This is a genomic window from Paraburkholderia sp. UCT70, assembly GCF_050434085.1.
Lineage (GTDB): Bacteria > Pseudomonadota > Gammaproteobacteria > Burkholderiales > Burkholderiaceae > Paraburkholderia > Paraburkholderia tuberum.
Window position 1 is genome coordinate 1,013,344 of the sequence record NZ_JBNPVZ010000004.1, and the last position, 18,874, is coordinate 1,032,217.

The window sequence follows — 18,874 nt, forward strand, 5'->3', positions numbered from 1 at the left end:
TCGCCATACATCGCGTGAGCGGACGTTCAATTATTTGTTGGGGAGATGCCATGGAACGAATCGGAAACACCGGAATTCTGTTCATGGCGGGCTTTGGTCCAATCGTTCGTGATGTGGGGCAAGCCGCCAGCTCTACGGCGAGTACCTCGGCATCCCCTTCAAGGAGGAGAGTGGTGGCTACCTTCATACGGAAGCTCTGAAGGGCGCAAAAAGTTTTGCCCTGTGGCCACTTTCTCAGGCGGCGCAGTCGTGTTTTGGCAAGGACTCCTCGCCCGACGACATTCCTGCTCCACAAGCCTGGCTCGAGTTTGATATTGATAGTGTCGAAAAGGCAACGGCGAAGCTTGAATCGCGAGGACATCGAATGCCCGTCAGGAGCAGGAAAGAGCCTTGGGGGCAGACGGTGAGTCGTTTCATAACCCACCGTCCGCCGGTGCGAGGAAATCCGAAAGATAGCGGTTGTCAGCGGAAACCGACGGTTCGTCGCGTGAAGTTTCCATGACGTGAAAGGCGTGTTATCAGTTTTATAGGTGGCTAAATAGTGCTGGCTACGGATGTGGGTCAAGTACATACATAATGATTTTGACAGTGCCGTCGCCGAACTCACGGACGTTCGTGCTGCTATTTTTAAGCTAAAGCCTAGTGAAGTTGGGCGCAACCATTTAACATACGTAAGCCATCCAAAACAATTAGGATAATATAATAATACGAATCAATGTTAACCCGAGTTTTTTTGGCATTTAAGGAGACATTGAATGGACGTGCTGGTCGTCGAAGATAATGAAGTGGTCGCGGACAGTCTGGCTTTCCTGCTTGACTGCTATGGTCACCGCGCCACGGTGGTAGAAGACGGAGAAAGCGCGCTCTCGCTGCTGTGCTACCGCGCTTTCGAACTGGTCCTGCTTGACGAGAACCTGCCCGGAATCAAAGGAAGTGCAGTCGCACTGTCGATTGTCAATACGCCTTTCGCTGACCGGCCCTTCATGGTCTCCATGACAGGAGATAGTGAGGACGGCGGACTCGCGCGGCTTTTCGATGTCTGTCTGCACAAACCGTTCTCCCTCGAGGCACTTTTGCAAGTCATTGAAGATGCTCAAAGCTGTGGTGAGGCGAGCGCGCTCCTGGCCGCCTAGGCATTGCTTGGCTGTCTGCGGTCACTCCAGGGCCGAGCTAAACGCAAGCCCGGGTTGTGCTCGTCCGGATGGTTTGGACGACCTTTTTGTCGTATATGTGCAACGGCAAACGTGAACATTTATTTATGGATTGGCGCCGCTGCACGCGCGGAGGAATAGTTGTTCTCGCAACTATAACGCCCGCCAGAGTGGCATCCGGCGTGCCGGCGAAAAGGCAACATGGCGTCATGAGGCCGTCATGACAAATATGTAGATTCGGCCGGCACCGAAATAACCGGTGTTGAATTGCAAAAAATATAATCTGAGAGAAGTTAGACAAATGAATCGACATACTCAAAGTATCGGTCATCTCGAGCGCAGTGTCGGCAATGACCGCCTGACGCGCGCCTTGGCCGCACGCCTCGACAGGGCATTGACACGCGCCGGCATCAGTTCGGCACGCGCAGCGAAGTGGCTGGGTGTGAGCGAATATGACGTGCAATATTGGCGACGCGGAATCACCGTGCCGCCGCTGAACGCTTGTACGCGCCTCGCCGCCGTCCTCCATCTCGATGTTCACTGGCTTTGCACGGGGCAGCCTCCGGTCGCCTGATTCGCAGTTCGCGGGAAACGCGGGCCAGGGGAGTTTGTGCTCCGTGGATTCCCGTACGTTCTGAAGTTCGCAGTCCGGTCGGCATCGTACTCGCAATGATGCAGTTGTACGCATTTCGGATGCGGCACAGCAGGCGTCTCTTCCGCAAACCCGGAGGGAATCAATGTGAAGGCAGTTAAACAGGATGCGGCGTTCGACCAGGCACCGCGCCTCAATAAGTACGAGATGGAGTTGTCGCGAGGCGCCTCGCATATCGCGAGCACGCTGTACGAGGAAAGCATGCTCGCTGCGGTCTCGGAAACCATTCTGGAGTTCGAGGCCTCGCACGGACGCGACGACCTGAAATCATTTGCGCACACCCTGCCCAGAAGACTGGAGCAGCGCGGGAATCCGCTGGCGGGCAAGGTGCTCCAGCTCTTTATTGAGCGCGGCCGTTTGCCAGAGGAGGTACCCAGCGCGCCGCCAGTACCTGTATCTGCTCGCAAACCTGCCGCCCGGAAGCTGAAAGGTACGGCCTCACGGGCGGCCTACGCGCGCGAAGCAGCGTGAGCCGCATACATGCAGGCGAACCACAAGTTTCAATCCTTAACCACAACAACACCGGAGGGAAGAGCATGTCAAAGCGAATCGCTTATGTCACCGGCGGCATGGGTGGAATTGGCACAGAAATTTCTCAGCGGTTGTTCAAGGACGGATTCACGGTCGTCGCCGGTTGTGGACCCAACTCTGCCCGGCGGGAAAGATGGCTGAAGGAGCAGGAGGCGCTTGGCTTTTCCTTTACCGCGTCCGAAGGGAATGTCGGTGACTGGGAGTCCACGGAAGCCGCTTTTGCAAAGGTAAAGAAAGAGGTCGGTGAGATTGACGTGCTGGTGAACAATGCCGGCATTACGCGGGATGGCACGTTTCGCAAGATGTCCAGAGAGAACTGGAACGATGTCATCGACACGAACCTGACGAGCCTGTTCAACGTGACCAAACAAGTCATCGAGGGGATGGTCAGCAGGGAGTGGGGGCGAATCATCAACATCTCATCCGTGAATGGCCAGAAGGGGCAGTTCGGCCAGACGAACTACTCGACTGCCAAGGCGGGTATTCACGGCTTCACGATGTCGCTTGCCCAGGAAGTGGCAACGAAGGGCATCACGGTGAATACGGTTTCCCCCGGATACATCGGCACGGACATGGTTCGTGCGGTGCGTCCTGAAGTACTGGACGCAATTATTCAGGGCATTCCGGTGCGCCGTCTCGGAGAGGCGTCGGAAATTGCTTCAATTGTCTCGTGGCTCGCCAGCAATGAGTCCGGCTTTGCGACCGGTGCTGATTTTTCGCTCAACGGTGGACTTCACATGGGTTGAGCCCTCGATGGACGCGTGCTTTACGCGTGCCGCTAGCTGTCCAGGCCTGCGTTCCCGTCGAAGTGGCGACGAGACGCAAGCGGCTTCGCGGCGCCCCACACTGATGGCGTAATACTGGGCCGGTCGCGCACATCGACGACCGATGTGACTCGCGAAGACAGTGTCAGCGTGGTGAGACTCTTCCTCCTGATTCGCCGCGCTGTGAAAATACAGCAAACGCGAATGCGACATTAAACTTTTGTGGAGTGAATATGGCAACCGGAACTGTAAAGTGGTTTAACGACGCCAAGGGCTTCGGCTTTATCACGCCGGACGACGGCGGAGAAGACCTGTTCGCCCACTTCTCTGAGGTTCAGGGCAGCGGCTTCAAATCATTGCAGGAGAATCAGAAGGTCAGCTTCGACGTGAAGCAGGGGCCGAAGGGCAAGCAGGCTGCCAACATCAAGCCGCTGTAACAAGCCCGACGCTTGCCTCGTCGCGATGAATGGGACGTTACGCAGCCCGTTTTGCAAAACGTACGGACAACCAGCTGGAGACCCGCATGCACGATGTGTCGCATATCGAACCCTCGTCCTACCAGGGTACCCGCAAGACGTTGCGCTTTCTCGCACGCGACGCCCGAAATCCTGGCGCAGCCCTGGTTTACTGGCTGGGTGTGAGAGAACCTTCATTGGAGTCCAGCTTCTTCCACGCCATGCAAAAGTACGGTCCGCTGATGCAGCTGGTTCTGCCCGATGAACGTCCAGGCGTCTTCGTGAAACGGGACGCCGTTCAAAAAGTCCAGGATTCCGGAGTTGTAAAGCGACTCGTTTTCAAGGACGAGTCATCGCTCGACGTTCGATATGACGGGCCGTGCCGCGACCTCTTTAACGAGTGAATGACGCTGGCGTGCCTCTGTTGTCGCGGGAGACGGATTGCGTCCGTGAATACGGCAACGGAACGGTGATGCGACTTCGCAGCTAGCGGCGCCATTGTTCCAGGCGAGCCTTCGCTGCACGGCTGGACATAACCATCAAGCGTGCAAAGGTGATTTCCAGTCGGGTGGCCAGGTCACTCGGCGTACCAGAACGCGACGTGACCCTTTGGCGCGCCGGAGTTACCGTTCCGAAGAGTACGGATTGTGCGCGCCTGTCTGACCTTCCCGACGTGGACGTCGCCTGACTATGCGCAGGTCAAGCGTAGACCACAGCATGTCATGACAGTTCTCATCGGACGCGAACTCACAAGTTGCTCGGCTTGTCCCGACTCACCGCCGCGCCGGAATCGCGTGCCGGGCCCCTGCCATTGGCCGGCATCACGGTCGAAATGGCATGCTTGAAAACAAGTTGCACGCCCGAGCCAGACTCCAGCAGCACTACAAACTGGTCAAAGCCGGCCAGTTGACCACTCAGTCTGATGCCGTTCACGAGGAACACGTTGACGGTGGTCTTGGCCTTTAAGAGCGTCTGCAGAAAATCGTCCTGTACGCATGGGCGTGCGGTCATGTTCTGGGCCAAAGCGATAGGTTCTTTGATTGTACGGGCGATACCTGAAGCCGCGAGCCAGTCCAGAGGAAGTGTGTTACCGCGACTCGAGGGCGTCGAGGCATGCCTGCTCCGTATCGTTCGGATGCAAGTGGCGGTATGCGTCGAACAATTGTGAGCACAGGGTTGCCAATGCAGTGAGATTCACAGCCTGGTCTGCATACTCGACCTCGCCTGCGTTAAGGACGTCGTCGAGGACGGGAGCCAGGCGACGCAATTGCCGGAAAGTGGCGGCGTCAAGTTTCATATCGGAACTCCTCAGCGGCAGAGCTCACTCTAAGCTGACTGCCTCGAGGCGCTGCCCGGCCCCGCCAACTTGCGTGCGTCCCCGCCAGTTCAGTTAAGCACCCGCTTCGGCCTCCGACGGACACGAATCTCCGTTGACGGCTCATGTGACTCGCGGTGCTGGACGTCGTGTGGCAAGGCGGCCTCGGTGGTGCCTTCCGTTGCTGCCAATCGCATTGTATTCCGGGTCGCGACCGCACTCAGCACCGCGCAGGTGCGGACGCGGTTGACGCCACCCAATGTCCTTTCAGCACGTCGTGTCCTGGCTCTCATCGGTTGCCTCCTGCGGCAGTGCACAGCGAACCTGAGAAACTACTTGAATACTAGACTGCAAGGCCTCCAGGAGCAAGGAAACCGACAGTCCGCAGTGTGCGGCTGCCGACACTCGATAACGGCTGCTCGCCGAGCTGTAATTGTGCACTGCACAGCACCAAAGAAGTGTTACACGTTGTTAAACCACAGAGAGAGGGTATACGCTTAAATGAATGCCACTGCGAGACAACCATGGACACGCCCATCCTGCTGGACCGCAACGGATTGCTTGCCGCATGGCATCGCCTTGTCGCGACCGCGCAACATGCCGCGCGCGACCGGTACGAGTTGAACGGGTTCGGCGAGGTGGTGGCGAATGGTTGCCCGTCGGGGACGCGCCAGCTGGCCTTCACAGACATTTACTGTCAGCTGTCCGAACAGATGGGGCACCTTGCCGCCATGGCAGTGCCGGTGGTGACGCCATCGTTTGGTATCAGGGTCCCGGACGTGGTATGGATGGCGCCCGAAAAATGGGAAGGTCTTGATGGGGACACCCCCGTGCCGTTTGTACCCGACCTTTGCGTAGAAGTGCTGCTCGATAGCGACCGGCAGCGCGAGATGGACCGTAGGGTCGCGTCGTACCTGGAAGGCGGCGCGAAGGAGGTGATTGTGGTCAGACAGAATGGGGGACTTGAATTTTGGGGAGCCGAGGGCCGACGCCAGGCTTCCGCGTTCGCGATAGCACTCTCGCTCGAGCCCCTCTATTGCCAGGTCAGTGCGTCGGTCAGCACCATCGGCAGCCTGGTCTGCGACGATATACACCATCGAGTTGCGGAAATGACCTGGGCTCGGGATGTCAGCCATGACTCGGTGCAGTGGGAGGCGAAGCAGGCCAACGCTAATGCGCCGCTGCTGAATCGCGCGACATCGGCGCAGTCATAATCCGTGTGCGTCAATTCATCCTGATGTCGGCCCGGGTACGTGTCGCAACCACGTCGGCGCAGAACTGTCGTTCCTCGATGCGGACTTCCGCTTTGTAGCCATCGCCAACGCCAACCTCTGCGGCGTCCGCATTTCTTGCCTGTGACGGGCCGCTATGGGACGTATTGTTGCTGAAGCCCGCCCCTATGGGCCGGCTGATAAAGGCGATTCATAATCTGCTCGACAACGGCTCGGCGTGGTGCCCCCAATCTACTCCGCTTCTGCAAAAGCTAATGTGGAATCGATGAACGTCTCGTTGGCGCCTGGCCGCCAGCGTGTCGGCGTTTCGCTGTGCAATCGAACATGCTTCGCCATTGGAAATTGGCCCGCGTCCTGGCGGGACTATGGCAACGCGCGTTGCTACTTCAAGCGACGCGTGGCACGCAGGCCGGCCTATGATGAAATCATTGAGGTGCGGAAACCGTGCCTCCTAACCCAGAGGAGCGAGAATCATGGCCAAGCAAGACACCGAATCCAGCGTCTACAGCGTCACGGAAATTATCGGCACCAGCCCAACCTCCTGGGAGGATGCGGCGAAAAATGCTGTGGAAATTGCAGCGAACTCGCTGCGTGATTTGCGAGTCGCCGAAGTCTGCAAGCTCGACATGAGGGTCGATAGCGGCAAGGTCGTTGAATACCGGGCGCGAGTATCTTTGTCGTTCAAGTACGAAGCATGAAACGGCGACCCCGAACCACGGCAGAGAAGAGGCTTACGACACTGCAAGTTTGCGGCATCGAGCTTGTACGGCAGTTGCGGACGGCGCAACTCCCAGAATGCTCACGCTAGCGTGCAGTTCAGCCGGGCGGTATGACTGCGTCGCAGCGGGCTTCGGTCCGTCCTGCGCCCCTTGTCGCTGCGAGCTGGCGGGACGCGCTCGCCTTCAACGCACGTAAATTCGACCACGTTCGTCGCATCGCAGATAGCGCAGTCCATCCGGGCCCGGCTACTGTCGCGCCACGGTCAAACCGCCGCTGGCCGATGGGGCAGGAGTATTTTTTACATTGGCGCCTGCAGCGCTACAACCACTCGCACGTGCGAAGAGCGTTCGGGCAACCACGGTCCGTGCCAGACTGAGACGGTGAGTCGCCGACGACCAGCGGCATCAAGCAGGCGCCTTGCTACCATCGACTAGCCGTAATTAGCCTGCCCGCCCGGGCCACTTTCTTTAAGGAGGTTGAGATGGACGTGCCAGTCACTGAAGAACAAATCCGAACACTTGCTTTCTATCTGTGGGAGAAGGACGGCTCTCCCGAAGGACGCGCGGACGAGTACTGGGAGAAGGCTCGACAGCAGTTGGGTGCGGACCAGTCACCGGCAGCATCTGAGGGCGACACAGTAGCCTGAGCGGCGCGCGCCAAAGGCAATGCGGGCGCCAGAGCAAGGGTCCTCACGCGCCTGTCTTGGCGATTGACCGGACCGGTCTCAGGTACCCCGACCGTCCGGGTGTCGCCTTGCTCCTTACCAGTTCGGGTGCTTTCCAGTGAGCCAAAATCGGCGGCGCTAGCAGGTAGCACACCTGGATACCCTGCGAAAACAACTGGCGGTTCGCGCATGACCGAGCGCAAGGCGCGCGACGTCTCGGAGTTGGACTGACTCTGCGAAAGCTTTGGACGAACAGAAAGCTCAGTTCGCGTGCAAACGGCGGGTCTGTGCAACTGAAGGCGGCCTACGAGCATCCACGGGCATCTGAGTTGCTTCGGCCTTTGGAAACCGGTTTCCCGGTGCTAAGCTTGCGAAAGCCGGGAGGGTATCGGCTAGCTCCAACAGCTGGCTGGTCCAGCCGTAATAAGAAACCGCGCGAGCTTCCCGCCGCCGGCTACGAGGAGAAGTCCATGACAGCGCGCTCAATCGCATCGTTGACCCTTTCCTTCCGCTGGTTTCCATTCCGGTCAAACTGTATTCGGCCACCGAGAGTGCCTCAGGGGTAGGCTTCAATTTCCCGTCGCCGGAAGGCGGCCGGGTGAAGCAGCAGTACGTTTGTGAAGCCACCGGCAAGGTCGTGGCACGTGCCGACATGAAGAAGGATTACGAGTTTGAGAAAGGGCGGTTCATTGTATTCACTCCCGACGAACTGAAGGCGCTGGAAGAAGGTGCCACTCATATTGTCGAGATTGTCTCCTTCATGCCGGAGGAATCGGTCGACCAGCTGTACTGATAAGGCCTATTTCATTGCACCGGACAAGCGGGGAGCCAAACTCTACAGTCTGCTGCGGCAAAGGCAGCTCTCGCGCGCGGTGTTTGACGCAGGTCGCCGTCGCGACGGCCGTCAAACGCGAACTTCAAGTGAATCGAAGCCTCATGGCGAGCTAGGCTGCCGTCGAATCTCACGGCGATGCCTCGTGACCGCGTGCGCTAAGGGATACGTGTGGCACTGAATATGCATGTCAGCATTCGAGGATGCAGGCCTGTGGCGCACGCTTCATTGACCGATTCTATTTGCGGTTTCCACGGTCGCGACCTTCACTACATTGCTGCCAGTAGTGAATGGAGGACATATGAAGACGGCCGCCGACCCGCAGAAAATTGTCCATGACATCGCCGAGTCCACGCACAACCGACGAAGAATTGGTGTCGAAGATGTACGCTGACGCCGTTACAGATTATCAGCGTGAAGCGCGCATTCTGGATTACGTTCCTCTTTTTGCAGCAAAGCGCGTACGGGAAGGCCTGAAATCCCGAACAGCAACGTAGTGCAGAATCTTCCGTACACTGCCGAGTCAGCTTGCCCGAGTTCGGGGCGAGCTAAGCCTTGGATGTCGCGCACTCCGGGCCTCGAGCACTCAGCAGTGGCTCTCCACCCAAGCACGTGCCCAGTCTAGACCGACTAGCTCGGCCTCTTCTTCGGTCTCAAAGCTGCCGAGGACGCCCGAGGCTTCAACAAGCTTGTTGTGCTGGGTGATGGTGCCGCTTGCCGCATATCGTTCCTGGTCAAGAATGTCGTCCTGTTGAACGATGGCGTGGCCCCAGATGCGGTCCCATGTAGCTCTCAGCTTCCACTAGCGCGTAACCTCGACAGTTGAACGGTGCGAATTCACGCGATGTACGTTTCGAGTTATCTGCCGTGGAATTTCTTATACGTCTGGCGCAACAACTCGCGCACCATCACCGACGATATGCTGCCTTGTGGCCTGCTGATGTATCCCGCACCGCGCCTCTGGTGGGTCCCAGACCTCGATATAGTGCTCGCCGGCGAATGCGGTCGACATGCAGGCTAGCAACATCAATCCGCCGCCACACAATTTCACAGTTTCTTCTCCACATTGCGACGCTTCAGCGAATCGCTGCAGCCGACAACTTCTCCCACGCACGAGCTATCGCAGCCTTGGCAGTAATGACGGTCGCGCACCATACGGTCAACGCGCCACACGCCGTGGCATAGACACTAAAGCGACTGACTGACAGAACACCGGCTTAACGGATATGTTTTTCAGTGCTCACTCGGCCGGAAAGCTGGGTCACTCTCCACCACCTCCTGGGTCGCGGACCAGTACGGCTGCCGATTGTAGTAGCTGTACGTTGACTCTCCCCATTTCGCATCTGCCATGGCGGGCCAGTGGTCCTTGTCGAAGCCCGGGTCCTCCTTGAGGCGCTGTGCCGTGATGTCGACGAAGAAACACTTCTGGTCCGTATCGAGGGTCAGCGCACTCCATGGGATGGCATGCAGGTCGGACCCCATCCCAAGGAAACCGCCTTCAGACAGCACTGCATAGGCGATGCGTCCGTTGCGGACATCAAGCATGATGTCTGAAATCTTTCCCACGTGTTCGCCGTCTGAAGACATCACCTTGGTCCCGTCGAGCGTCGCGGCAGCCATGACGTCTGGTCCCGGCCCGTCGCCGATACCACCGCCGACGATGTTGGCTCCGCCTTGAGGGCCACGTTGCGGGTTAATTGAGCCCATCATTCACCTCCTTAACAAAGGGTGCGCCTGCGACGCGCAAGCCGCGTGCCTAGGTTGGCGGACGAAACGTGACTTCAGCAGGCCAGACCAGGCGGGCGGAGGCGTGGCATGTGCGCCTTGAAATCAGGTAAAAATTTACAGGGTGGCACCGGCAAAGCGACAATCATCATAGGTGGAAAACGGAGGTTCTGATGTGCTATTCGGCTCAGATTCTGGCGGACTACCGGCGGTTCGTAAAAATGTTCGGCGCTGTCATCAGCATTCGGGAGTTTGTTCAGCTCTTCTTCGAGCGCGCGGAGGGTAGTAAGGCAAAGGTGCCAAAAGCGATGGAAGATGCGTTTTTCGACCCGCAGTCGGACGACGAACGTGAGGTCAAGACTCTCATCGACCGGTTTAACGCCGAACAGGTGACCAAGCTAGAGCAAGACCTGTTCAAACAGCGCAGCCGCCCCGCCGATGCGGAGCGCTCACTGCAGACAAAAGTCACGAAAGCAGCGACCGAGAGCAAGCGCATCGCAGCGAACAAGATTGAACAGGCTCTCGGTTGGCTCGACGACATTCGGCGCACCGAACCTGAGCCACGTGACTCGCGCATATTCCCGGGGCATTACGCGCCAGTCATGGTTATGGAAAACGGACAGCGTGTCATAAAGCCTATGCGCTATCAATGCCGCATTGCAGGCAAGCCGGCATCCTACGACGTCAAATATCCTGGCACCTACAACGCGCGTCGCGACAATCTGGGTGGGTATTGGAAGCCGCCTTTTGGTTATTCGCACGGCATCCTTGTGGTCAGTACCTTCTACGAGAATGTCAGCAGAGCCAAGATGGAGGGCCGCGTACTCGCCGAGGGCGAAGAAGACCGAAACGTTGTTTTGGAGTTCTGCCCCGAGCCCGCACACGAGATGCTGGTAGCTTGCTTGTGGTCGCGCTGGTCCGCGCCTGGGGAACCCGATTTACTCTCATTCGCGGCGATTACTGACGAGCCTCCGCCGGAAGTCGCCGCAGCCGGCCACGACCGTTGCATCATCCCCATCAATCCTGAAAACATGATGCATGGTTAAATCCCAATTCAGGCGACCTAGCGGCATTGCATGCAATTCTTGATGACAGGGACCGTCCCTTCTACGAACATCGGATGGCTGCATGAAGGCCATCACCTCTCCTACGCCTTTCCAGTTCTCACTGTGATATGGCGTGCCTGGAGATAAGGTACGCACAGGAAAAGCGCCGTGCATTGCCGGAAGAGCGAGCATAACGGGAGGCAACATGCAGCATCGAATCGTCCTTGCATGCATCCTGAGCTTGATGACCCTGGGCGCTGTGTGTGCGCCGGCGATACCGGAAGAACAACAGCAAAATCAGCCGCACGCCGGCCAATTGACTCAGGCAAAGCCGTTCACAGTCGAACTCCGGTTTGACATAAAGAAGGGTGAGCCGGGGTTGCCCAATGAATACACAAGACTGGTGTTTGCAGACGGCAGTAATCGATATGTCGCGCTGGTGCGTCGCTCGGGCAAGGTGGTGACTGAGGGAGCGCTTCGCGGCGCGACGGTACAGGAGTGGGGATTCCACGAGGTGACCTTGGGGCCCGAAACCAATGGTCGGGGAACCGGCTATCTTGTCATCACTCGTGGCCCCGGCGACATACTCTATCTGAAGACGCAACTGCGGCAGATAACCGTGGCAGGCAAACGCGGCGAGCCGCGTTCTGCTTTCAACGGCCTGTGGGAAGTCAGCGGAGCGACAGGTAAATTCAATGGACTGCAGGGCGCGGGCACACTCCGGATTAAGCGGCTATCAGAAAGCGAGCGCCAATGGGTTCTGGAAGGTGAGTTGAGCGAACCCTAGCTTGAAATCCCCGTTGAGAGTAGGTGACCGCGGCCGATTTTGTGGACAACGATTAAAGCGGAAACCTTTATCGCAATTCTTCGGGTCTTGTGCGAGGGAGCCCTTTCGTGACCGCGGTCGCCGAACTAGCCGACTTCGTCACCCGCATGGCATAGTGCGACCATCTCAACGACGGAGGTGCGAATGACGCCCCTGGAATCCTTGCAAGCAAAAATCCAAAAACTGCAGAACCAAGCAGACGCACTCATCGCGAAAAAGTCGAGTGCTGTTATCGAAAAGATTCGCGAGTTAATGTCAACGCACGGCCTGACAACCGCCGACATCGATGCGGATGCTGGTGGCAAGAAACGTGGACCGAAAGCCGCAGCTAAATCTGCGGTCGTCGCCAAGCCGTCCGCAGCGAAGTATCAGGACCCGAAGACAGGGGCTACATGGTCCGGACACGGACGCGCTCCGGGTTGGATTGCGAACGCGAAAAACCGCAGCAAATTCCTGATTGAGGGTAGTGCCGATGCAGTCGTCGCTGCAGGCGTGGCAAGTGCGAAGAAGGCCAAGACTGCGGGCAAGAAGGTCTCGTCGTCAGTCAGCGCCGCTGCTGGCACGGGTCAGCCGAAAGGTCCGCAGCCGGCTAAGTATCGCGACGCGAAGTCCGGTGCGACTTGGAGCGGGCGCGGTCCGGCTCCGGCGTGGCTAGCCGGTGCGAAAGACCGGGCAAAGTTTCTGATTGCTAGCGTTAGCGGAGTTGCAGATTCTGGCGCTGCGAGCAAGCCGACAGTCGTCGCGAAGAAACCCGCGACAAAGGCGGCGGTAGCGAAGAAGGCACCGGCGAAGAAACTGGTTGGCGCCAAAAAGGTGGGCACGACGACGAATGTCGCGGCTGCGCCGGAAGCTGCGGCTGCTTAATCGACCGTGTAAGCGAGCACACAGAGCTCGCTTTTTTTTGCGTCGGCACGCGCGATTGGCGTGGTTTACCTCGAACGGGTCCGCAATGCGTCCAGGCGGGCGGCGCATTTTGCGTTCGAACCGCCACGCTTGTAGGCCTGTGCCGCCTTTGTGCTGTCGGGGACGACGTCGCCGGGAGCACTCGTACCCCAGCGTCCCTCCCAGTACAAGCCCAAGTTATACGCGGCCGACCGGTGTCCAAGCTCCAAGGCCGTGGCATACATGTCCTTGGCCATCTCAAGGTCGGCGTCCATGCCACGACCAAGCCTCGCGCTGTCCGCAAGAGCCGCTGCCGCCATGCCGCGAAGCGGGTCGCTCGCCATATCGTCCTTCAGGACATCGCCCAGAATGACGTGTCCGCCCTCGAAATCGGCAGGCCCACCTGTCTGCGTGACAAGAGACAGTGCAAGGGCGACCCGGAGGGATGGGTGGACGGCGGGACACTGATTATCGATATGTGCGCCACCTACGGAATACGCATCATGACGCGGTGTCGCGAGCGATGAACGGCCGCTTGGCGGTCGGGTCCCGTCAGGCAGCTTCGTTCTCACTGTCTCGCTTGACCTCGCGAATGAGGAGGGCCTGCGTGGGCATGGCAGGAACACGTAAAACAACCGTTTCGCCGACAGTCGCCCCGAGGAGGATTTGCGCAAGTGGGGTTTGTTGAGCAATCAATCCCTGGGCAACGTCCGTCCGGTGGGCCGTAATGCGCACAGTCAGCGTATCGTTGTGATTGTCAGCCGGGCTGTAGGTCACGATGTCGCCGACTGATATTTCAAACTGGTCAGCAAACGCGAATAAGTCGTCCATCATAGACGCGCGCGATGGTAACGCGGCTGGCCTGACCTTTGGCGCCTCCGCCGTATCAAATGCCGGTTCCAAAAGCGCGGGTACGAGCGCCGCAAGCAGCTCGGGCGGCACTGCTGCCTGCTTGAGCGATTCGAGGAACGAAAGAAGCTTCGCCGTTTCACTACGGGGGCTACGGAACCAATCGGTTGACCAGATGCGCCAGATTTTCCCTTTCCAGCCCAGGCTTTCGAGGATTTCCTGACGGATGCGGTCCCGGTCTCGCACGGAGACGCCAGAGTGATAGGTCGCGCCATCGCACTCCACGGCGGCGAGATACGAAGAGGGATAGTCGGGATGCTTTACCGCGATATCGATGCGGAACCCGGCCACGCCAAGCTGGGGAGTCACCTCATAGCCACTTGCCCGAAGAACGTCGATGACGGCGACCTCAAAGTCGCTGTCGGGTTCAAGCCCTGTCTCCTTTTCATGCGGCAAGGTACCGGTGCGCGCAAACGCAAGGTAATTTCGAAGCGCACGGGTACCCAGTGGTGTTTTCTCATCGAGCACGATGTCTTCTGGTTGCATTGAGCTGAACACTGCGACGGACTTCCGCGCTCGGGTGAAGAGCACGTTCAACCGCCGCCATCCACCCTGCTGGCTAATCGGTCCGAAGCTCTGGCGTACAACCGTGGTCCCTTTCGCTTTCCCGAACGTTGTCGAAATGATGATGCAGTCGCGTTCGTCACCTTGGACGTTTTCCAGGTTCTTGACGAACAGGTCCATGCCTACCGAGTCCCAATGCTTTCTGTAGTCGTCCGCCGCCGGCAGGCTGCGCAGCCGCTCCGCCAGCTTTTCATCAATAAGGTCTCGCTGATGGACGTTCAGCGTGACGACACCCAGTGAGTCCTCCCGGCGCGTCATAATGTGGTCAACGACTGCGTCCGCTACTCGCGCCGCCTCGACGTCGTTCATCTGGTTCTCGTATACCCCGTCGCCAACGTAGTGATAGCGAACGCCCAAGGCTTTTCCCTTCGGATAAGGCGACGGAAAGACGACGAGCTTGCCGTCGTAGAATTCCGAATTACTGAAGGCAATAAGCGATTCGTGTCGCGACCGGTAATGCCAGCGCAGCGAGCGAATAGGCTGAAAGTGACTAATGCACAGGTCCAAGATGCTCTCAGCATCGACGGCCGCGATTTGGTTGCCATTTCCGTCGGCGTTCTGCCCCATACTCGAAAAGAACGAAGTCGGAGGTAACTGCTTAGGGTCGCCCACAACGATAAGCTGCCTCCCGCGAGCGATGGCGCCGATTGCCTCCTCCGGCTTGAGCTGTGACGCCTCGTCCATTATGACCATGTCGAAGTGGATTGCGCCGGGCGTGAGGAATTTGGCGACGGCCTCGGGACCCATCAAGAAGGCCGGCTTCAACTGCTGGATAGCGGTGCCGGCTTGCTGGAGCATTTTTCGCACAGGCACACGCGGGCGCGATTGCTTTACCAGAAACCTAATCAGCGACATCTCCGACTTGTCGGCGACGCGCACGCCGTTACGCCCCTCAGGGAGTTGACGCTGACGGCCACATTGCGCTGCCACCTGTTGGCCTCTGAGGCGGATTATTTCGCGGTCGAGCGCGGCAAAGTCGGCGCGCACACTCGAGTGACGGGTTCCGCTGAAGCGGCTCAGTCTCGGGAAGTAGCGAAAGAGCGTATCCGCGATGGAGGAGTAGAAGCGGTAGGCGAACACGTCGACCAGATGTTCGGACTGGATTTGCCCCGATTCGACCAGTTCGTAGAACGGCTTGAGTCCGTACTTTTCGGCGTCGCTCCGAAGCTGAAAGTATTGGACCCACGGCAGCAACGCGTCCATGTTGGCGACGGCAAGCCTCGCGCGCCCAGCCGCCTCGGCGCCGATTTCGGTTTGCCCAAGCGTCTTTCCTCCCATCCATTGCGAAAAATCGAAAGAGCCGAACCCGCCCATGTCTCGCGAAAATGAGCTTACCGCCTCCCAGGCGGCGACTATTTCTCTTATCACGGCCGTCAGCCTCGCATGGTTCCGAGCGCATGAGGGCGATAAGAGCGCCCCCTCAACGGCGGCCGGAAGCTTGGCCTGCTTGACGAGTCGTCCGTAGGTAAGCGCCGCCAGAACCGGCCGGAGGTCGGTCGATTTTCCTTTAAGCCGCGTGCCGAGCAAGAGTTGAGCCTCGAGGTCAGCGTCTACCGCGCGCCGCAAGCCGGCTGCCGTGTGCGCACCCTTCACGGCGTGCACCGCATGGGAGAACGAGGACGACGGCGCAACATTGGATGAGTAAGCTGCAAGTGCGCCCTCCAACTGATGGGCGAACCGCTCGACAAGCTCAAGCTGTTGTTGCACAGCATTGACTTGCTGTACCTGCATCGCGGCGACCGAATTCGAAGGGATACCTTCTTTAAACGCGACCCAGAACGCGTCAACTTCCCCGAGAGCGGCGTCTGCGCGTTGAGCATAGGCACGAAGCGCGGCGATGCGATTAGCGTCGACGGATAACGGGTCAAATATCGTCGTCGGGACTTGCGCGGCAGTTAGAGCGCGCTTGGCGTCGACCAGCCAGTCGGCGGTCAGGGCGAGTTCCTTAAAGGGCGTATTCCGACCATCGAAGTGTTCGCCGGCTACTCGCTTTACGCTCTCGCGTTGCTCCCACTCGGACGTGTCGGCCTGCAGCAAAAGCAGCACTTCCAGGTCTTTCAAGCGGGCATCGTGGCTCTTCTTACTCTTCTTGCTGCGCTCCAGGCCCCGATGCAAACTACCAGCGCGCCGCCATGGGCCTTGAAATATGCGGTACCAAGCGGAGCCTTGCCGAAGCGTGGCGACCGCCGCCTCGACGTCCTCCGTTTTGGGTATCGCATCGAGATACAAAGTCTCATCGAGCTTTGCGCGCCTCCCGTCCAGTTCCGCTAGGTCGACCTTTGCCTTGCGCAACACGGATGCGCTGTTCGCTCCCAGTAGTCCGTCATGTCGAAAATGATGTATTGCGTCCGGCGCACCCTTTACGACGGCGAGCACGGCTTTCGTCTGTGCAAGTCCAGATGCTGACGTGTCAAATGGCAGTCCGGAAGCCGCCGCCAATTGCGTCAACTGTGACAGTCCGCGCTCGGCACGGCTTATGCCGGACCTGAGCGTCTCGGGAATGCGCTGTGCCTCAGACATCACCAAGGTGCCGAGGTCCATCCGAGCGATGACTTTGCCGTGCTCTTCTGAGGCTCGAAGCTCCTCGTCACTAGGCGGCGCGTCCCGCAGCCAAAACCGGCCGGCGTCCTCATGCACCGCTTTCAAGTTTTGCAGGCGGGCGTCGAGACGTTTGAGTGCCTGTTCGGCGAGGTCGCCGTTGGTATCGTCCGCAGTGAACAGATTCGGCAGCGAATCGAAGGCAATGTCGTCTGGGCGGCTCGGGTCGAGCGCCTCTAGGCTCGAAGTCAGCGGTTCGGCCGCCTCATGCGACCAGTCGAGGTTCCCCTCGCCGAGAACGGCCTCCCACCCACGCATTGCCGCGCCAAAGCGTTCAAACCGTTCGATGTATTGCGAGAGCAGTCTTTCCAGCCGGACCTCGTCACCCGGCTGCAGTTCTTCCGGGAAAAATCCCCACCACGGATGACTGGAAGCAAGGCCGTCGATGAGCTGGAACTGCTTTGCCACGTAACTCAGTCGGTCAGTGAGAGCTTTGAACTGGCTTAGCGTGACATTCGGAGCTGGCGGGTAGAGCAGCTCCTCCGCTACTTTCGCCGCGTCCTCGCACTGCTGGCGGTATCGCTCTGCGCGCCAAAGCACTTGATGGACGGTCAATTCTTGCGAATTGCCGTGGACGCTGTTTAGCAGGTCGGCGTAGGCCTTGAGTTCGTCGCGCTTGGCCCTGAGGGTCTCGATACGCTCGTCGAGTCCCGCAGGAATGACCGGCTTGAAGCTGATGCGCTTCTCCATGTCGTCGAGAACGCGTTTTTTGTCGGTCTTGTTGCTATGGAGCTCGAGGAGAAAAGGTTCCAGCCCCGCTTGCGCGAGTCGGGTTTTGACGACCTCGAGAGCTGCAAGCTTCTCCGATACAAAAAGGACACTCTTGCCCATGAAGAGAGCTGCCGCAATCAAGTTTGTGATGGTCTGCGACTTACCGGTGCCGGGTGGCCCTTCGATTACGCCGTTTTTGCCTTCGATGGCGTCAATAAGCGCGCTATGCTGTGAGCTGTCGGCGTCGTAAATGAGCGGAATGTTTGCGTGCGCATGCTCGTCGATTGGATATTCCGGGGCGTATTGCTCGCGGGCGCCGTCGGACTTGTGCGCACTCCCTTCAAACACCTGCCTGACGACGGGGTGGGCGAGCAACGCGGATTCACTGTTAACCGTCGGCCAGTTCTCCGGCCCCAACTCCCGAACCAGCAACATGGTCGCGAACGAAAGCAGGCTTAGCGTCGCCATGCGGCGGACTTTCCAGCGGGGCAGCAGTTCTATTGTCGCTTCTACCTCGTCGAGATAGCTCGAGAGTGAGTGAGTTTCCTCGTTGAAAACGGGCAGAGACAAGCCGAAGTCCCGTTTCAGCTTTTCGCGCAAAGAAATGTTCTCAGTCAGTTCTTCGCCCGTGAATGCGACTCGGTAGGTATCGTGCTTTGTACCTTCGACCCGTACGAGATTGACCGGCACGCTGACGAGCGGTGCTCTGAACAGTTTGTCGCTGTCTGCCTTTTCGGGATAATCCAAGAAACCGAGGGCGAGATAGAGCATGTTCGCACCGGTCTCTTCGAGCGCCAGCTTTGCTTCCCGTTCGATTTTGCGGCAGTGGCCGGCTAAGTCTTCCGCGTAGTAGAGGGCCGTCATCTGGCTGCCGGACTCAGAAGTCGCTGGCAGCTTAATGTTGTCCGCAGGCAACTCATAGGACGTCGCCAGCCCAATCGAGGAGGCGTAGTCACGCGCTTCGGGACGGGTGAGCCTGCCATTTTTCGAAACCCAGGCGGAACGCTCTGGTTCCGGGACGCCCACGAGCGTGACACTGGTTGCGTTTGGATTCTCAATGAGCCGCCTGTACACCGCCTCCGCGCTGCAATGAACGAACTGTAGCGTTTTGCCTGCCGATGGAGTGAAATTCAGCAACCGATTGCGGCTTGTCAAGTCGAGCAGCCGCAGCCGAAGTTGATTCAAGGCCTCTCGAATGGGAAGGTTGCCTGAGAAAACGCTTTCCTCGGACCCCGGCGCTTTCGCTTCTACGTCGTTTTGTTTTTGGTTCACAACAGTCCTCGCAGGCGATAGCTCG

General features: G+C 58.6%; 14 protein-coding genes and 5 pseudogenes. 14 read left to right on the forward strand and 5 right to left on the reverse strand.

The window, feature by feature from the left end; all coding sequences use genetic code 11:
* The first annotated feature begins 50 nt into the window (after window positions 1-50).
* From OKW41_RS30325 to OKW41_RS30350, 6 genes and pseudogenes are all read left to right on the forward strand, one after another.
* Window positions 51-502, forward strand: a pseudogene (locus OKW41_RS30325) (VOC family protein).
* 253 nt (window positions 503-755) lie between these two features.
* Window positions 756-1,133, forward strand: a complete 378-nt coding sequence (locus tag OKW41_RS30330) for a response regulator (RefSeq protein WP_429448123.1) — start codon at window positions 756-758, stop codon at window positions 1,131-1,133.
* 757 nt (window positions 1,134-1,890) lie between these two features.
* A complete protein-coding gene (locus OKW41_RS30335) occupies window positions 1,891-2,274 on the forward strand; it encodes a hypothetical protein (protein WP_429574932.1) in 384 nt (127 codons plus the stop codon).
* Between the two features lie 65 nt (window positions 2,275-2,339).
* Complete coding sequence (locus OKW41_RS30340) at window positions 2,340-3,080, forward strand: 3-ketoacyl-ACP reductase (protein WP_429574933.1); 741 nt, start codon at window positions 2,340-2,342, stop codon at window positions 3,078-3,080.
* Window positions 3,081-3,331: 251 nt separating this feature from the next.
* The gene (locus tag OKW41_RS30345; protein WP_187635655.1) at window positions 3,332-3,535 is read left to right on the forward strand and encodes a cold-shock protein; all 204 of its coding nucleotides are present in this window, start codon (window positions 3,332-3,334) and stop codon (window positions 3,533-3,535) included.
* An 86-nt stretch (window positions 3,536-3,621) separates the two neighbouring features.
* Window positions 3,622-3,957: a hypothetical protein gene (locus OKW41_RS30350; RefSeq protein ID WP_429448854.1), complete on the forward strand. Its 336-nt coding sequence runs from the start codon at window positions 3,622-3,624 to the stop codon at window positions 3,955-3,957.
* 343 nt (window positions 3,958-4,300) lie between these two features.
* Here OKW41_RS30350 and hfq read toward each other — a convergent pair whose 3' ends face one another.
* Both hfq and OKW41_RS30360 read right to left on the reverse strand, forming a co-directional pair.
* Window positions 4,301-4,564 (reverse strand): RNA chaperone Hfq, encoded by a 264-nt coding sequence (gene hfq / locus OKW41_RS30355; protein WP_429448856.1) that lies wholly within the window; start codon window positions 4,562-4,564, stop codon window positions 4,301-4,303.
* Window positions 4,565-4,640: 76 nt separating this feature from the next.
* Window positions 4,641-4,850 (reverse strand): hypothetical protein, encoded by a 210-nt coding sequence (locus OKW41_RS30360; RefSeq protein WP_429574934.1) that lies wholly within the window; start codon window positions 4,848-4,850, stop codon window positions 4,641-4,643.
* A gap of 542 nt (window positions 4,851-5,392) precedes the next feature.
* Here OKW41_RS30360 and OKW41_RS30365 point away from each other — a divergent pair.
* The 5 genes and pseudogenes from OKW41_RS30365 to OKW41_RS30385 all read left to right on the forward strand — a co-directional run bounded on the left by OKW41_RS30365 (window position 5,393) and on the right by OKW41_RS30385 (window position 8,813).
* Window positions 5,393-6,082 (forward strand): Uma2 family endonuclease, encoded by a 690-nt coding sequence (locus OKW41_RS30365; protein ID WP_429574935.1) that lies wholly within the window; start codon window positions 5,393-5,395, stop codon window positions 6,080-6,082.
* Between the two features lie 491 nt (window positions 6,083-6,573).
* Window positions 6,574-6,798 (forward strand): dodecin family protein, encoded by a 225-nt coding sequence (locus tag OKW41_RS30370; protein WP_018419043.1) that lies wholly within the window; start codon window positions 6,574-6,576, stop codon window positions 6,796-6,798.
* A 503-nt stretch (window positions 6,799-7,301) separates the two neighbouring features.
* Window positions 7,302-7,466, forward strand: coding sequence for a DUF2934 domain-containing protein (locus OKW41_RS30375; protein WP_187635659.1), 165 nt, complete (start codon window positions 7,302-7,304; stop codon window positions 7,464-7,466).
* 488 nt (window positions 7,467-7,954) lie between these two features.
* Window positions 7,955-8,338: pseudogene (locus tag OKW41_RS30380) on the forward strand (Ku protein); the annotation flags it as partial.
* 279 nt (window positions 8,339-8,617) lie between these two features.
* Window positions 8,618-8,813 (forward strand): annotated as a pseudogene (locus OKW41_RS30385) (DUF3562 domain-containing protein).
* An 89-nt stretch (window positions 8,814-8,902) separates the two neighbouring features.
* On the opposite strand, the pseudogene OKW41_RS30390 reads toward OKW41_RS30385, so the two are convergent.
* Window positions 8,903-9,119: pseudogene (locus OKW41_RS30390) on the reverse strand (hypothetical protein).
* A 430-nt stretch (window positions 9,120-9,549) separates the two neighbouring features.
* Window positions 9,550-10,023 carry a PRC-barrel domain-containing protein gene (locus tag OKW41_RS30395; protein WP_429576506.1) on the reverse strand — a complete coding sequence of 158 codons (474 nt, stop codon included), beginning with the start codon at window positions 10,021-10,023 and terminating at the stop codon, window positions 9,550-9,552.
* Window positions 10,024-10,214: 191 nt separating this feature from the next.
* On the opposite strand from OKW41_RS30395, the pseudogene OKW41_RS30400 reads away from it, so the two are divergent.
* The 3 genes and pseudogenes from OKW41_RS30400 (at window position 10,215) to OKW41_RS30410 (ending at window position 12,777) form a co-directional block, all read left to right on the forward strand.
* Window positions 10,215-11,173 (forward strand): annotated as a pseudogene (locus tag OKW41_RS30400) (SOS response-associated peptidase family protein).
* A 119-nt stretch (window positions 11,174-11,292) separates the two neighbouring features.
* Window positions 11,293-11,874 carry a hypothetical protein gene (locus OKW41_RS30405; RefSeq protein WP_429574936.1) on the forward strand — a complete coding sequence of 194 codons (582 nt, stop codon included), beginning with the start codon at window positions 11,293-11,295 and terminating at the stop codon, window positions 11,872-11,874.
* 183 nt (window positions 11,875-12,057) lie between these two features.
* A complete protein-coding gene (locus OKW41_RS30410) occupies window positions 12,058-12,777 on the forward strand; it encodes an H-NS family nucleoid-associated regulatory protein (RefSeq protein ID WP_429574937.1) in 720 nt (239 codons plus the stop codon).
* Between the two features lie 570 nt (window positions 12,778-13,347).
* Here the strand turns inward: OKW41_RS30410 and OKW41_RS30415 are convergent.
* On the reverse strand, window positions 13,348-18,849 hold the full coding sequence (locus tag OKW41_RS30415; RefSeq protein WP_429574938.1) for a DUF4011 domain-containing protein: 5,502 nt from the start codon (window positions 18,847-18,849) through the stop codon (window positions 13,348-13,350).
* Window positions 18,850-18,874: the final 25 nt, after the last annotated feature.